This is a genomic window from Algoriphagus sp. Y33, assembly GCF_014838715.1.
Classification (GTDB): domain Bacteria; phylum Bacteroidota; class Bacteroidia; order Cytophagales; family Cyclobacteriaceae; genus Algoriphagus.
The window spans coordinates 143,846-159,193 of the sequence record NZ_CP061947.1 but is presented as its reverse complement, the minus strand read 5'-3'; the positions used below and the strand labels follow the sequence as shown (position 1 = coordinate 159,193).

Below are 15,348 nucleotides of genomic sequence, written 5' to 3'. Positions count from 1 at the left end.
TTTTGGGGAACCTTAACCATTGGCAGTCGGGAGACTGCATTGAGCTGAGCGCAAGTCTGGAGACTTGCGCTAGCTGGTTGATTTCAATTCGCACTAATCCTTTGGAGTTCTTTCTTCATCTTTTCCATTTCTTCCATTAGTTCGATCTGATACAGTGTCAGCTCTTCAATCTTCTTCAAAAGCCGCATGTTCATGTCTCCGAGGTCAATCCCGTTATTTTCCATTTCAGATGCAGATGGTATTTCAGGCAAATGCTTATTCTTGATGATATATTCCTTGGTTTCACTAAGGCTTCGAAGTTCATAATCAGGTTCGAAGACATAATCCGGGCCATTTATTACTTCTACTTTCACTTCTTCACTACTTATTCTTCCATCCACAATGAGCTCAGTGCTACTTAACCGCATCATAGCACTGACACCTAAGTCAGCATTTTTATGAATATACCAGCTATAGCCTCCTTTTGCCTTGTTGTACAATATTCCACCACTAGCTTCAACGCCAAAACCATACATAGCCGGATGTCCAAGCCTATCTCCATAAAGAGAAACAATATCTCCAACTGAAGATGAAGTTGATTGCAAACTCATGGTTCCTGCTGAAGTGAGTGAGCCCCTGAGTATTAATCCTCCTGAGTTAAGTTGCATTTTGAAGTTGCTTCCTCCATCAGCATTGGCTTCAATATACCATCGATGAGTTGAAGCAGACTTGTAGTAAAGAGTTCCGCTTTCTATACCGAATCCGTACATGTTAGTTTGGCCAAGTCTATTACCAATCAAAGAAATCTTATCTTCAATTTCATTGGTTCCATATAATTGGGAAAACTGTTGCTGAGCGCTAGTCACTGAACTCAACCCAAACAATAAGCATAGCAATAAAACATTTTTCATAATTAATATAAGTTTTATGTATATCCGCTTTTCTGCCAGTAAAGAGACTAAAGCATTATAGGATTTGGAAAACACTAGCGCCGAGGCCACTTCGGTCTTCTGTCATCGGTGTTCCAGCTGTTACACCAAAGAAAATGAGGTTACTGGCATCATTGCGGATAATCATATAAGTTTAAGAATGATCTAAAAAATTTACTCTTTTTGGCTGGCCTTGAAATTACCTTAAGTTTAAAGTGCTTTTTTCAATGAGGCAACTTCTATCTGAAGTTCTTCAACTTTCCTGTTTTGCTGTATAAGGTATAGTGTAAGCTCTTCTATCTTCTGCAGCAGTTTAACATTCATCTCACCTAAGTTGATTCCATTTTCCACTACTTGGTCTTCACTTGGGATATCCGGGAGGTGCTTATTCTTAGAGATAAATTTCTCTACCTCTTCAAGTGTCCGAAGCTCATAATTGGTATTGAACACGAAATCCGCCCAAACTGCTGTTTCAACTTTGACCTCTCTAGCTCCAATTGAACCGTCTACGGCTAATTTATGACTTCCAGTGGTTGAAGTGCCTATCCCAACATTGCCATTGGTCAATATTCTTATTCGTTCGGCTCCATTTGTAGAAAAACCAAGATAACCTCCTGATGAGCCAGCCCCTCTATAAAACGAGATAAAGCCATTGTTCTCCCCTTCACCATATTTTAATCCCAATCTAAAAGATTCAACATTTATCGGGTGGGTTGTCAAGGTTTTAGCATACAAAGAGAAATTGCTCTCATTTGCGCTTGCCAGAATAGTTCCGTACGAATTGTTTCCGTTTTTTACATGGAGCATGGCCTCAGGATATTGAGTCCCTATTCCTAAGTATCCATTAGAAAAAAATCTGGCCTTTTCCACTCCTCCGATTTTAAAGATAATTTGCCTATAATTTAAATCATTTTCACCCGCGTCTAAAATAATATGGTCAAATCTTGATTTAAAAAGCCAAGTGCCATATACACTCCCCCCATAGCTTTGTATTCTATTATTACCGCCACTTGCGCTTGGAAACTGAAGTTGATATAGACCCATATTTAAATTTTGCGTCTGAATCTGTCCATATGAAGCAAGACAAACAAAAAACAGCAAAACTACTGTAGTTAGTATATTTTTCATTTCTTTTTTTGATTTTCAGAATAATGAATACCCAAATACTATTGATAATGTTTTATATTCAGAATTCCAAAATAAGTAGTTCCTTAAAATTTCCCTATTGGTCTGATACCTTACCTCTAAACTATATCTATCATTTTGTTTGTAACCAATCCCTATAGCTAGGTTACTTCTTGTCTCAATTTCTATTGAATCTAAATTTGACCCATCGTTTCTGGTAAATTCAATTGATGACTTTGAACTTAAATCAAATATGTAAGAAGCATTTATAAAAACTTTAGAATTATTACTTAGAAATAAATAATGTCTTAATCCTACAGGAAATTCAATAGAACTGTAATCAACATTTGCTATCAATACTCCTCCAGAAACATTATTTACATTAGACCTTTTTTCCGACTTGAAACTTTGATAAGTTGGCTCAATTGCAATTGCCCATTTGTTCTTATTAAAAGGTAAAACAAACTCAGCTTCTAATCCAAAACCAACACCTACTTTATTCCCAAAATCAGTATCTCTAGAATCAGAAGTAGAGCTCTGAATTGTTAATGAAGAACTATTTATGCGAGGTCTGATTGTCATATTAAATAAATCTCTTTTTTGTTGTAGCTGGAAATTAATTATTTCGTCATTATGGCATTCACTGTACTCAATAAAAAATCTTACTAAATCATTTCTCGTATATTCTACATTCTCAATTTTACTCATTTTAAAATTTGGACAATTCAAATCAATCCATAGCTGCTGTCTAAATTTATTATTTTCTCCAATATAATTCTCAGGGGTTCTATATTTTTTATAGATTAATTGTTCAACATTAGAGTTCTCTTTAATATAAAAATATCTTTTTAAGTTACCATCAACGTATTCATATAAGGTAGCTTTACCATCAACTAAAACTTTTAAAAAAACCTCCTCTTCCTGAAATATAGGATTTTTATCATCGCTTAAATTATTAACACTCTCACTAGACCTGTCAATATTCACAGTGCTTCTAACGTATTTTGAACTATTATCAACACCAAATTCTTTGATTGATTTTATAGTCACCTTTTTAGACTCACTGTTTCCGGATAGTTTATATTCAAATTCAGTTGGATTATTTTTCCAATCGATATTTTTGATCAAACAATCAATTTTTTGATTATCGTCACCAATGTAATACCCCTTTTCAAAAGAGATTTGTGAATAGCAATTAAAGCTTAATATTGTTGCTAAAAAAAATAGTAGCTGTTTTTTCATAATTAATTTAATTTGTTAATATTTGTATAGTTAAATTATAATAACCCATAACCTAAGGAGTTTTTTAAATGCATTCCCGCAAAAAACTACCTATTAGACAAAACGTCACCCTGATTTCAATTCAATTCACTAAGGTGTTTCTCAATCTTCCTCCATTTTGAAGCGTTAAGAAAACTCCATTGACACCTTATTTTTTTTTAAAAAAAATGTCCATTTACTTCAGAACAAAGATATTAAATAAATAGTTACCACAGATAATAATAAAAACATACTAAAATGCAATATAAATTTAGATATTTGAAATTTGCTTCTTGCTTCTCAAGCACTACATAAGAATGCAAATAAACTCCTTAATCTTCAATTACTTTAAATTTTATCCCGAAAGAATTTGCTTTTTTTAATAAATAATTTTACCCTCTTCATTAACATAAAAAACAATTTCCCATTGGGGTCAATTACATTTATAGGATTATTGATTCCAAAGTTATAGGGAGAATAATCCCAATAAATAGATGTCATCGGGTCAACAACGCCCCATCTTCCCAAGTCACTCATATACATTCTTGCCCCGAAATCATCCCAACCCGTCAGTTCTTCCCTTTCCTTACCATTGAATTTAAATTTCTGCCCCACCCCACCCGGTGCTGAATAGGAATTGAATGTCAGCCCAAAAGGATAGTAGTCATCCTTCTGTACTATAGGGGTATTGGTATGGGTTACCTTAAAGTCGTCAAATGCCTGTCCCGAACTTGTTTCGGGAAACACTTCCACGGGGGTGGGATTCTCGTTGGACAGATAAATATACACATATCCGGGCTTTTGTATGGTAATTTGATTGGTTTTTAAGAGTTGGTGGGAGGACAAAGACGGGAGTCTTTGGGCCAGGGTGTGCGGCTGGTGCCTGTCTCCTTAGCTGCCAAGGTCACCGGTTTGAAGGTAGTCAGGTTCTCCCCTGGGCGTAGTTTCTTCTCAGCACCTTTAAAGTTCATTTGCACGCTGGGTGAAGTTTGCAACTTCACCCCAATATCCTTAATCTGCAGTTGGAAATAAGCCAAAATCACCAATAATCCACTTCTATCAAACCCTTTAGTCCTGAATAATTTCTCGCACCGGAATACAGATAGTCCTCAGGTTTTTCTACCAGCCCTGCTCTAACAGGATTATCGTGGATGTAGGCCATCCTGCTCTCTATCATTTCAGGTCGGTACAATTCTATCGCATGGTTTTCATGGGTCCAAAACTGCAAATCCCCAGAACGCTTGCTATACGCTGCATGATACTCAAATATCATCTTTAGCCATTCTCGCCTGCTTTCCTGAAGATTTTCAAGAATCATTCTCAATAACTTCTTGCCGGTGAACTTTTTGAAATCACGTACCCAACCCGAAAGCTTCCCGTCCTTGTGCTGAACCACCAAATGAATATGATTGCTCATGATGACATAACCATATAAGAATAATCCCTTTTCTACTCGGCAACACGAAAGGTTTTCCAAAATCAAATCCCGGTATATTTTTCCGGTAAAAACATCTGCCCAACCCATTACCTGGAAAGTAAGAAAATAGGGTAATTCAAATGATTTTAGTAAGTTTTAATGGCCATTTGGAATCTCGTACAAAGGTCTCTATAATAAGCTTTATCTTTACTTTACGCTCGATTTCTTTATCTCTTATCTGGTAGGCTTCTCCCATAAAATCATGTTTTTCGAAAGTAGCAAATTACAAATTTGTATCTATATAAAGGTAGAATCGAGCGTGAGAAAAAGCTTTGGCAAAGCTTTTTAGCGAGAGGTCGGTTTGCAGGGCAGGCAAACTACACCTAGTCCAATCCATGATCCGTCTACACTCAGGGGGGAAAACTGGCCGCAGAAAGCGGCGTGTCCAGGGAGATGATCGGCAAGTACGAGCGAGGGGATGCCGTCCCCTCCATCGAGGCGGCAAAAAAAATAGCCGATGCCTTCGGCGTATCGCTGGACTATCTGGTCGGTGAGGGGATCAACAGCTCCTTCGACAAAAAAACCGTCAAACGCCTGCAGGACATCGAAAAACTGCAGCCCGAGGACAGGGAACACATATTCGCCCTGATGGACGCATTCCTGTTCAAGTGCCAGGTGCAGAACTCACTCAGTGTATAAAACACAAAAGCCCGGTCAACACCGGGCTTTTCGTATTTAAACATCTAATAAATCTCTGACCTAAAAGATTCTACAGGATTTGTACTCTTTAGCCTGTTACCCATATTTGAGAATCAAAGCATACGATAATTTGTCAACTTACTTAGTGGTTTCCTTGTCAATAGCTACAAAAACTTTTTCCCCTCCAAGTTCTCTTTCTTCTACCACAACTTTGGTTCCAGGAAGAAACTCCCAATCCTCGTCATCTCCGTCGAATATTTCCTCGCCCCTTAATAAATGGATACTCCCATTTATTTGAGTAGCAGGAACAGGACGGTAAACAATAGTTCCTTCTCCTAAAAGCTGGACGTATACTATCTTTTCCATTTCGTTAATATTTAAAGCCAGGGCCTCCAACATGGAGTAGTTCCTTTGTAACATCATCGACAACTACTGATTGTCCAGTTGTTGGGTGAACGTACCTTGTTGCTGCATTAGCCTTATTTACATTATTTATCGCACTAAAAGTTTTCCCACTGGTAATAGCTTCTGTTATTTGCTTTTCGGTCCACCCTCTTTTTGCAAGCTGGTTAGCCCATTTGGTAAACGTTTTAAAACGTCCATAAATCCATTTACCTCCCCTTGCTGCACCTCCCCTGCCCACATCAGGCCCAACACCTGTAGTAGGAGTTAGTCCGATTATCCTTCCCTGCGCATTAACATCAAAAGGTCCGTAAGTCCTTTTACCAAAAAAATCTTCAAGACCAGAAATCCCATCTCTGTGCCCCATCACTTTATCACCTTCACGGAGCAGCCAGATTGGAATATTCTCTCTGGTCGCATCCGCAGGTTCATCTGATCCACCACTTGCAGAAACTACCACCTCATCCAGACCCACGACATCCACATCCGGATTGAAGGTTCGCATATCAAGGTTATTCACATTGACCGTATCCATTCCGGTCGGATCAATTACACTTAGCGGATTATTGGCTACCCAACTGTAAGGCGACAAATTGTAATAACTTTCCGCATGCGGATCCATCTGTATGGTTCTCCCAATCACCGGATCATAACCACGGGCTTCAAAATCGTAAATATTTAAATTATGGTCATCCATCATCTCTTTGCCCTGATAGAGGTACTTGTTTGCCTTGATGCCTCCATACTGATACCCAAGTCCCGTCAGCTCCAATCCCCAGGGATCATAATGAGTTTCTTGTATTATGGCCGAACTCACACTCATCACCATCATATTGTCAAACCATACGTCCTCAGAAGTTTCGTTCACCACAAAGGTTTCCATAAAGCCGTCTTCTTGAATTTACAGATTCTCCTCCAATACCTCATGCTGGTTCGCTGCACTTTTACTGAGGATTTTCTTACTTACTTCATATCCATTGCTGTAACTATCGTTTAAAGCATCTTACCATTTTATTAACTTTTTATAATTCCGAGGCAACCACGCAAGTATTTCCTCCTGTTCATTTTTCGGTAGTTTAAATTGCTCGATAAAATTGGAGGCTAATTCAGGTTTAAATCCGATTATTTCAAGAGGAGTGTATCCATAATTATTTGCTGTATATTTCCCCCACTTTCCACTATCACCAAAAACAAAAAAATTCTTTTGTGGATTGACAAGTAAGTCATAAGATGATATTTCAGTAGTCAAGTGCTTTTCATTATCATTACATAACTCATTCCAAGAGGTATTTACAGGATATGTAAACCTTAATCGAACATGATCACTTTCTATTGCATTCGCTGCTTCTTTGTTTTCTATAATTACAAAAAATTTATCTCCTGCAGCCAGCATACATTTTTGTAAAGCATAATATTCCTCTTTGGTAAATAATACCCCAGCTTTTTGAACTAAAAGTTCAAAATCCTCATTAAACATTTTATCAGGCAGATCTTTTGAAGTAGGATTAAAAATCTTGTTTTTTACTGGAAGCCAATTACTGTTAAATTCAGTTATATCTAACCAATATTTTTCTAAATATCGTTTGGATAAATCACGATCCTGGGAGCCTAGCTCAATACTATCGTATTCTCTTAAAATTTGTATTAATTCAATATCCATTATTCAAATCTAACTTTAGTTATTTTACCACCTTGATTTACCTGAATTGTTGGAGGACCAGAAGAAGCAGGATATTTTGTTAAAATTGTTCCATCCTTTAATGTTGTCTGAACCCGATCTCCCTTCAGGACTTCAGTCTTCCTTCCTTTAGATATCGAATTAAACACGTCATCAATATTTCCTTTAATTGAAATCTGCCCTCCCCCTTTAACCTTAGGTAACTTTTTCCCAGCTGCAAATAAGTCACGGACTGTTTTTATTCCCCTAGCTGGTCCTATTCTTCCTACGTCTGGCCCAACACCTGTCGTAGGAGTTAATCCGATTATCCTTCCCTGCGCATTAACATCAAAAGGTCCGTACGTCCTTTTACCAAAAAAATCTTCAAGACCAGAAAGCCCATCTCTGTGCCCCATTACCTTATCCCCACTTCCAAGCAACCACATTGGAATATGTTCTTTTGTTGCATCTGCAGGTTTATCAGACGCACTTGCGGACACTATAACCTCATTTAAAACCAACTCATCTTCATCTGTTTTAAAGGTTGGCCAATTAAGATTATTTATGTTTACCGTATCCATTCCGGTCGGGTCAATAACGTTAAGCGGATTATTGGCTACCCAACTGTAGGGAGACAAAGCATAATAATTATCCGCATGGGGATCGATCTGCAAAGTCCTACCTATGACGGGGTCATATCCACGGGCTTCAAAATCATAAATATTGAGATTTTGGTCATCCATCATCTCTTTACCCTGATAGAGGTACTTGTTTGCCTTGTATAATCCATGCTGAAAGCCCAGTCCTTTCAGTTCCAGTCCCCAGGGATCATAATGTGTTTCCTGTACTATGGCCGAACTCACACTCATCACCGTCATATTGTCAAACCAGACATCCTCCGAGGTTTCGTTTACCACAAAGGTCTCCATATATCCGTCTTTGGAAATATACATATTCTCTTCCAACACTTCATGCCGGTTTGCAGCATTTTTAGAAAGGACTTTCTTGCCCACCTCATATCTGTTGCTGTCCTGATCATAGAGTGCATACATCAGATAGGCCTCGGGAGCTTCTTTCTTCTGTAGGTCCTTGGCCAGGATATCCGCCAGATTCAGCAGGGCAATGGGATTTGCACCGCCCGCACGCTGGGTGCTCAACGCCAGTTCGTTCAGGTCTGCCACCAGTCTTTCCCTGCCCCCCGCTGCCATAAAGCTTGCGGCGTTCACTTTTTGGTTTTTGTCCTCCAGGTATTTGCCGTGTACCTGAAGTTTTAAACTGTCACCCGCATAGATTTCCTGGGTTCTTCCGGGTCCCACCATTCTTCCACGGTCGGCATTCAGCCAGGCCACCTTGTTTCCGCCCTCGGTCACATTATGCTCGGGCTCGGTCTGTCTGGATTCCGATACCATGGAAAACTCCAGCTCCTCTGACGCTGCACGGCCTGTCTCCATCGTGGCCGTAAAGGCCTGGACAGTAGGACTGCGCAGCACCTGTCTTACATTCCCCAGATGGTCCTTCACATAAAATTCACTCCAAAGTTGGTTCTCCTCCGCAACTATCCTTCCCTCCTCATGCACCAGATAATCCAGGGCTCCGTTCAGAAGCACTACCTCACCGATGTAATCCCGGGTCTTGGTCAGGGATCCGCTGCTGTCGTAAGCCTTCTGGGTCAGTTTGTTCCCTTCCGCATCGTAGGCAAATTTCAGCTTGCCTCCCGTGGAGAAAGTGATCTCTTCGGGAAGGTTCAGGTGGTTGAATTTGGTCTCCGAAATTCTCCTGTCTTTGTTCACCCGCTGGTTCCCGTTGGCATCATAAAGGTAATTCCCCGTTGCCCCGGTGTTGGGCTTGAAATCTTTGGAGGTAAAAGTATTGGAGCTTTGTCCGTCTGCCACTCCCAGCAGCCTGTTGGAATAGATATCCCCAAAGGTGGTGTTGGTCGCATAACTATAAGTCAGTGCATCGACTATGTTATAGTTCCCGGCAGCCCTTTCTCCCCGCCGGGTCATGGTCTTGATGTTCCCGTTGGCATCGTAGGCGATCCCGCTCAGGTTGTAGCGGCTGTTTTCCCCGGTGGCCGTTGAAGTGAATGTGGCTCCAGTGATCCTGTTCGCATTGTCATACGCATAGTTGTAGGTACGGGTGACCGGGGTGGTCTCCTGTCCCCCTGTCCAGGAAATCCCCGCTATGTTCCCGTTGAACCTGTTGGCAGTCACCCCGCTGTTATAATACAAGGTCTGCCTGAAGATTCCCGTATATCCTGAGCCCTGCCCTGTCAGCCAGCCCCGGATATTGTACGTGCCCGTCTGGTTGGCATTGGAGGCCACCGTCGGAAAGGTCTTGCCTGTCTGCCTGCCCAGGTCATCGTAGGTGTATTGGGCAAGGTTCTTTACGGACCCGCTTCCCACTTTATGGGTAATCTTCTCCAGCTGCCCGATCACGTTGTAGGTATAGGCGCGGAGAACCGTGTAATTGGAGGACAGGGAATTGGCGGTCAGGCGGTGGGTAGGCTGGTCCTCAAAGTTATAGGCGGTGGAAGACCGTACCGTTCCGCCAACCTGATGCTGCCCCAGTGTCTGGACCACCCTGCCTTTGTTGTCGTAATAAAAAGCCGTGGTATAAAAATGCCCGGTCTCCAGGTCCTTGACCTTTTTGCCTGTCTGTAGCCCGTGCACTCTGGTCGTGGCAGTTGACTGAAAGGGTGAGCCCGGATTGGCGTAGGATAAACCGGTCAGGTACTGGTAGGAGTCGTAATAGTTTACCGTCAGAATCTCCCCACTAAGTTATCCGAATTACAAATTCTATTTTATAGAAAGGAGGTTGTCTCATATTAATGTTTACTAATTGAAGACAGCCTTTTTTATCCAATAGACGCCGATTTCCTGATTTCGGCCTCTATTTTTTTGAACATCGTTTAACTCTAACAGATTCTTGGTTCTTGTAATTGCTCTGTGGATTGGGCTGATATTTCAGTCTTTTGGAATGGATTGGATGAAAAAATGAGGTTGCCCTGTTCACCCCGTCATTTTGGCCAGGTTGTGGGCAATGACCAGCAGGCCGGTTTCGATTTCGACTTTTTCTTTGCCTCTGAGCATATATCTGCCCCTGCCCTTGTTGTATTTGAGCTGTCCGAAAACAGGTTCTACATCTGTTGCCCGCTGTTTTCTTTTTTGTATTCCTTCCTCTAAAGTGAGTAGGGGTTTCGCCCTGGCTTTGTAGTTTTGAAGGTTCCGGTTTACCTGGGTGAAAACATCCCATCAATTGACGTGGCCGCAAAGATCGCCGACTCACTCGGGGTCACACTGGATTATCTGGTCAAGGATGGGGAGTACGAGCGCATTGACAACGAAACCCTCAAAAAACTCAAGGAGATACAAAATCTCGATCCCGAAAACAAGTCACACGTCTTCGCAACCATCGATGACTTCATCAAGGCCGCCAAACTCAAAAGTATCGCTGCGCTGTAATGAGAAAAAGCCCCAATTACGGGGCTTTTCTTTTAATAACTAGCTCTAACTTTTAGGATGTCAACCATATAATCAGCTCCCTTATGAACATTATAAATCCTACGGTCATTAACGAATAGATAAACAGGTTTCTTCTAATCTTATATTCAGAATTAAACTTATGAATACCCACCTTATCTCTCCTGATGATCCGAAAGTAGAGATATACACCCAAAATGAAAATTAATAATCCTATAAAAATCATCATCGTTTTTTAACTGCAGGAACTATCCCAATCCCAAGAATATCCATCGAACTATTATATATAGACCTTAATACCGTCTCATCTGTAGTGTTTATAAACTGCCTATTTTTGAGAACCTTAAGTCCTGATGACCCTGCACTCCCTAACCCAACCATCCCGACATCAATTGCCGCAGAACCAAAATTCCCTTCTAACGCGTTCATACCTGCACTAGCAAATCCTGACGCTGTAGACACAGTACCGCCAACAGCCAACAATCCCACTCCAATATGGGGGACAAAGGGGGTCACCACGGTCCCGACTGCTGTTATTCCTGCACCTGTATATCCTGCACCATCAATTGCACTTCTAACCATGTGCCGGGCAAAAGGTAACGCTTCGCTTTTAATCCGCTCGCTGTTTGCTCGCATGTTCTGTACAACTGGGCTACTCATTGTTCTCTCATGATCTGATTGAGTGGCTGACACTGTCACTTCTCCCAAACTCATCATTCCCTGATCTATTGACCCATCAGAATTGTACACCAACATATTCCCGGTCTGTTCGTCTATCCCTGTCCCGGATTTACCCAGATAAGTTTCATCAGTCTTTGTGGTTGCCTGGGAAGTTGCATTTTCATCCCAATACACTTCTCCCTCCCTATTGGCCACCCAGTCTAGTCTTCCATCAGGATCGATCCTGTTGAGAGGGTTGTTTTGTACAAAGTTGTAAGGAGAGACCCATGAGCGTTGGTCTGCCAACGGGTCAACAACTCCCCATCTTCCTATCGCCGGATCATACATCCTAGCCCCATAATCATAATACTGAAGACCTTCGTCCTCTATCAGCTCCTTCCCGTTATAAAGATACTTGTTTGCCTTGTATAATCCATGCTGAAAGCCCAGTCCTTTCAGTTCCAGTCCCCAGGGATCATAATGTGTTTCCTGTACTATGGCCGAACTCACACTCATCACCGTCATATTGTCAAACCAGACATCCTCCGAGGTTTCGTTTACCACAAAGGTCTCCATATATCCGTCTTTGGAAATATACATATTCTCTTCCAACACTTCATGCCGGTTTGCAGCATTTTTAGAAAGGACTTTCTTGCCCACCTCATATCTGTTGCTGTCCCGGTCATAGAGTGCATACATCAGATAGGCCTCGGGAGCTTCTTTCTTCTGCAGGTCCTTGGCCAGGATATCCGCCAGATTCAGCAGGGCAATGGGATTTGCACCGCCCGCACGCTGGGTGCTCAACGCCAGTTCGTTCAGGTCTGCCACCAGTCTTTCCCTGCCCCCCGCTGCCATAAAGCTTGCGGCGTTCACTTTTTGGTTTTTGTCCTCCAGATATTTGCCGTGTACCTGAAGTTTTAAACTGTCACCCGCATAGATTTCCTGGGTTCTTCCGGGTCCCACCATTCTTCCACGGTCGGCATTCAGCCAAGCGACTTGGTTTCCGCCCTCGGTCACATTATGCTCGGGCTCGGTCTGTCTGGATTCCGATACCATGGAAAACTCCAGCTCCTCTGACGCTGCACGGCCTGTCTCCATCGTGGCCGTAAAGGCCTGGACAGTAGGACTGCGCAGCACCTGTCTTACATTCCCCAGATGGTCCTTCACATAAAATTCACTCCAAAGTTGGTTCTCCTCCGCAACTATCCTTCCCTCCTCATGCACCAGATAATCCAGGGCTCCGTTCAGAAGCACTACCTCACCGATGTAATCCCGGGTCTTGGTCAGGGATCCGCTGCTGTCGTAAGCCTTCTGGGTCAGTTTGTTCCCTTCCGCATCGTAGGCAAATTTCAGCTTGCCTCCCGTGGAGAAAGTGATCTCTTCGGGAAGGTTCAGGTGGTTGAATTTGGTCTCCGAAATTCTCCTGTCTTTGTTCACCCGCTGGTTCCCGTTGGCATCATAAAGGTAATTCCCCGTTGCCCCGGTGTTGGGCTTGAAATCTTTGGAGGTAAAAGTATTGGAGCTTTGTCCGTCTGCCACTCCCAGCAGCCTGTTGGAATAGATATCCCCAAAGGTGGTGTTGGTCTCATAACTATAAGTCAGTGCATCGACTATGTTATAGTTCCCGGCAGCCCTTTCTCCCCGCCGGGTCATGGTCTTGATGTTCCCGTTGGCATCGTAGGCGATCCCGCTCAGGTTGTAGCGGCTGTTTTCCCCGGTGGCCGTTGAAGTGAATGTGGCTCCAGTGATCCTGTTCGCATTGTCATACGCATAGTTGTAGGTACGGGTGACCGGGGTGGTCTCCTGTCCCCCTGTCCAGGAAACCCCCGCTATGTTCCCGTTGAACCTGTTGGCAGTCGCCCCGCTGTTATAATACAAGGTCTGCCTGAAGATTCCCGTATATCCTGAGCCCTGCCCTGTCAGCCAGCCCCGGATATTGTACGTGCCCGTCTGGTTGGCATTGGAGGCCACCGTCGGAAAGGTCTTGCCTGTCTGCCTGCCCAGGTCATCGTAGGTGTATTGGGCAAGGTTCTTTACGGACCCGCTTCCCACTTTATGGGTAATCTTCTCCAGCTGCCCGATCACGTTGTAGGTATAGGCGCGGAGAACCGTGTAATTGGAGGACAGGGAATTGGCGGTCAGGCTGTGGGTAGGCTGGTCCTCAAAGTTATAGGCGGTGGAAGACCGTACCGTTCCGCCAACCTGATGCTGCCCCAGTGTCTGGACCACCCTGCCTTTGTTGTCGTAATAAAAAGCCGTGGTATAAAAATGCCCGGTCTCCAGGTCCTTGACCTTTTTGCCTGTCTGTAGCCCGTGCACTCTGGTCGTGGCAGTTGACTGAAAGGGTGAGCCCGGATTGGCGTAGGATAAACCGGTCAGGTACTGGTAGGAGTCGTAATAGTTTACCGTCAGAATCTCCCCCTCGTCCGTCGGCCATGCCCCTGCCGCCCCCGATGCGGGTGGTGTGCCGATCCTTGCGGTGAAGAATTGGTTTCCCGTCGCCTTCACCGTAAACCCGTTCTGCAGGATGATGGAGCTTGATGCCACATACTCCTGATAGCCGTCGTACTTGGCAGAGGTAATTGTCGTTCCGGTTTTTATTTTTGCGGTGTTCGCTTTCACCGTGGCGTTGTTGGCACCCATCGTGTTCAGCGTGGTCTGCAGGGAAGCGAATGTGGTCGTAGTCGGTACTGTGATAAGTCCTGTCATCACCGGCCTTCCCAAGGCATCATATTTGGTATAAAGCCATTTGCTTTCACTCCTCAGATTCCCGTCCTGAAAGCCCACCTGTCTGTCCTGAAGATCATACAGGTAGTACTCAACACCCTTTTCCGGAACATACTTTTCGGTCAGCCTGCCTCTTCCGTCATATTTATACCGGAAGTACTGGGCATTCGCCAGTGTCGCATTGGTTGAAAGGTTCCACCCCTTGCCCAGCATGATCTGGGTTGCCTGGGGTGGGATCACCACACGGAGCTGGCCCAGATCATCATACACATAATAGGTACACAGCCAGCCCGAATGTCCGTTTCCCGTGGCCGAGGCGGTATTCTGTACTTTTTTAAGGATCACCCTGCCCAGTTTGTCGGTGTATTGGACGGTGGTTTTGTCGTCTTCATCCTGGGTGATTTCCACCCACAGCAGGTTGTTCCCGTACGCGGCGGAGGTCACGGGAAGCCCCGCACTGTTTACCGTGAAGATCCTCACCCCTTCCCCAGAGGTGTTGGGCCTTCTGGAGAACTTCACTTCCTTCCCCGTGCCCAGTCTCCAGGCACTGCCCGGGGCGGCTTGCTTATCCACCCGGTTCAGCGGGGAGGGCTCGAAGTCTATTTCAGAATAGCCATAGGTATCCCCGTAAATAGGATTGGTCCTGCTGGAATGCATCGTTAATCCATTGGTTCGGAATCGGCCGTCTTGGGTGCCTGAAGATTCAAAATACGGGAGATACTCTTTTTTCTGACGTCCAAAATCATCATAGTCTATGGGTGTAATCAGATCCTTGCCCGTGATCGTGGACTGTTTGCCAACCGTCTGCTGGGGTCTGCCCAGGCCGTCAAAGTAGGTAAACGTCTTATAGGACTGCCCGGGCGTGCCCCCCGTAACAGTGGACACTGTAGCGGTTCCTGTGCGCGCACGGTAAGTCTTCACAAAGTTCTCCGTAGTCTGGCCAATTGAGGACGTTAGGGTAACCAAAAACAGAAAAAGGGTAGTATACAGATAGTGTCTCATCTTAAAAAT

The 15,348-nt window shown here is 43.7% G+C and carries 12 protein-coding genes and 2 pseudogenes; 2 read left to right on the top strand and 12 right to left on the bottom strand.

Features of this window, described 5'->3' with window-relative positions; translation table 11 throughout:
* Positions 1-83: 83 nt before the first annotated feature.
* The 6 genes and pseudogenes from ID165_RS00640 to ID165_RS00615 form a co-directional block, all read right to left on the bottom strand.
* A complete protein-coding gene (locus ID165_RS00640; protein WP_192348486.1) occupies positions 84-890 on the bottom strand; it encodes a hypothetical protein in 807 nt (268 codons plus the stop codon).
* Between the two features lie 228 nt (positions 891-1,118).
* Entirely contained in the window at positions 1,119-2,036 is a 918-nt protein-coding gene (locus ID165_RS00635; protein WP_192348485.1) for a hypothetical protein, read from the bottom strand.
* 15 nt (positions 2,037-2,051) lie between these two features.
* A complete protein-coding gene (locus ID165_RS00630; protein ID WP_192348484.1) occupies positions 2,052-3,275 on the bottom strand; it encodes a porin family protein in 1,224 nt (407 codons plus the stop codon).
* Between the two features lie 366 nt (positions 3,276-3,641).
* The gene (locus ID165_RS00625; RefSeq protein ID WP_192348483.1) at positions 3,642-4,139 is read right to left on the bottom strand and encodes an RHS repeat domain-containing protein; all 498 of its coding nucleotides are present in this window, start codon (positions 4,137-4,139) and stop codon (positions 3,642-3,644) included.
* Positions 4,118-4,264: a hypothetical protein gene (locus ID165_RS00620; protein WP_192348482.1), complete on the bottom strand. Its 147-nt coding sequence runs from the start codon at positions 4,262-4,264 to the stop codon at positions 4,118-4,120. Before ID165_RS00620 ends, ID165_RS00625 begins: the two co-directional genes overlap by 22 nt.
* Positions 4,265-4,332: 68 nt before the next feature.
* Positions 4,333-4,839 (bottom strand): annotated as a pseudogene (locus ID165_RS00615) (transposase); the annotation flags it as partial.
* 294 nt (positions 4,840-5,133) lie between these two features.
* Between ID165_RS00615 and ID165_RS00610 the strand changes: the two are divergent.
* Positions 5,134-5,409 (top strand): helix-turn-helix transcriptional regulator, encoded by a 276-nt coding sequence (locus ID165_RS00610; RefSeq protein WP_192351198.1) that lies wholly within the window; start codon positions 5,134-5,136, stop codon positions 5,407-5,409.
* A gap of 138 nt (positions 5,410-5,547) precedes the next feature.
* On the opposite strand, the gene ID165_RS00605 is transcribed toward ID165_RS00610, so the two are convergent.
* The 5 genes and pseudogenes from ID165_RS00605 to ID165_RS00585 form a co-directional block, all read right to left on the bottom strand.
* Positions 5,548-5,775 (bottom strand): hypothetical protein, encoded by a 228-nt coding sequence (locus ID165_RS00605; RefSeq protein WP_192348480.1) that lies wholly within the window; start codon positions 5,773-5,775, stop codon positions 5,548-5,550.
* 4 nt (positions 5,776-5,779) lie between these two features.
* Complete coding sequence (locus ID165_RS00600; protein WP_192348479.1) at positions 5,780-6,694, bottom strand: RHS repeat-associated core domain-containing protein; 915 nt, start codon at positions 6,692-6,694, stop codon at positions 5,780-5,782.
* A 120-nt stretch (positions 6,695-6,814) separates the two neighbouring features.
* Positions 6,815-7,471, bottom strand: a complete 657-nt coding sequence (locus ID165_RS00595) for a hypothetical protein (protein ID WP_192348478.1) — start codon at positions 7,469-7,471, stop codon at positions 6,815-6,817.
* Positions 7,471-10,140 carry an RHS repeat protein gene (locus tag ID165_RS00590; protein WP_192348477.1) on the bottom strand — a complete coding sequence of 890 codons (2,670 nt, stop codon included), beginning with the start codon at positions 10,138-10,140 and terminating at the stop codon, positions 7,471-7,473. The genes ID165_RS00595 and ID165_RS00590 overlap by 1 nt, the downstream gene beginning before the upstream one ends.
* 339 nt (positions 10,141-10,479) lie before the next feature.
* Positions 10,480-10,647 (bottom strand): annotated as a pseudogene (locus ID165_RS00585) (transposase); the annotation flags it as partial.
* Between the two features lie 39 nt (positions 10,648-10,686).
* On the opposite strand from ID165_RS00585, the gene ID165_RS00580 reads away from it, so the two are divergent.
* The gene (locus tag ID165_RS00580; RefSeq protein WP_225586920.1) at positions 10,687-10,932 is read left to right on the top strand and encodes a DNA-binding protein; all 246 of its coding nucleotides are present in this window, start codon (positions 10,687-10,689) and stop codon (positions 10,930-10,932) included.
* A gap of 243 nt (positions 10,933-11,175) precedes the next feature.
* Here the strand turns inward: ID165_RS00580 and ID165_RS00575 are convergent, their stop codons facing one another.
* A complete protein-coding gene (locus ID165_RS00575; RefSeq protein ID WP_225586919.1) occupies positions 11,176-15,339 on the bottom strand; it encodes a DUF6443 domain-containing protein in 4,164 nt (1,387 codons plus the stop codon).
* Positions 15,340-15,348: the final 9 nt, after the last annotated feature.

Coding starts and splice junctions, on each gene's coding strand:
- ID165_RS00640 (WP_192348486.1), bottom strand. CDS start 890: ATGAAAAATGTTTTATTGCTATGCTTATTGTTTGGGTTGAGTTCAGTG.
- ID165_RS00620 (WP_192348482.1), bottom strand. CDS start 4,264: ATGAACTTTAAAGGTGCTGAGAAGAAACTACGCCCAGGGGAGAACCTG.
- ID165_RS00600 (WP_192348479.1), bottom strand. CDS start 6,694: ATGGAAACCTTTGTGGTGAACGAAACTTCTGAGGACGTATGGTTTGAC.
- ID165_RS00630 (WP_192348484.1), bottom strand. CDS start 3,275: ATGAAAAAACAGCTACTATTTTTTTTAGCAACAATATTAAGCTTTAAT.
- ID165_RS00575 (WP_225586919.1), bottom strand. CDS start 15,339: ATGAGACACTATCTGTATACTACCCTTTTTCTGTTTTTGGTTACCCTA.
- ID165_RS00635 (WP_192348485.1), bottom strand. CDS start 2,036: ATGAAAAATATACTAACTACAGTAGTTTTGCTGTTTTTTGTTTGTCTT.
- ID165_RS00595 (WP_192348478.1), bottom strand. CDS start 7,471: ATGGATATTGAATTAATACAAATTTTAAGAGAATACGATAGTATTGAG.
- ID165_RS00605 (WP_192348480.1), bottom strand. CDS start 5,775: ATGGAAAAGATAGTATACGTCCAGCTTTTAGGAGAAGGAACTATTGTT.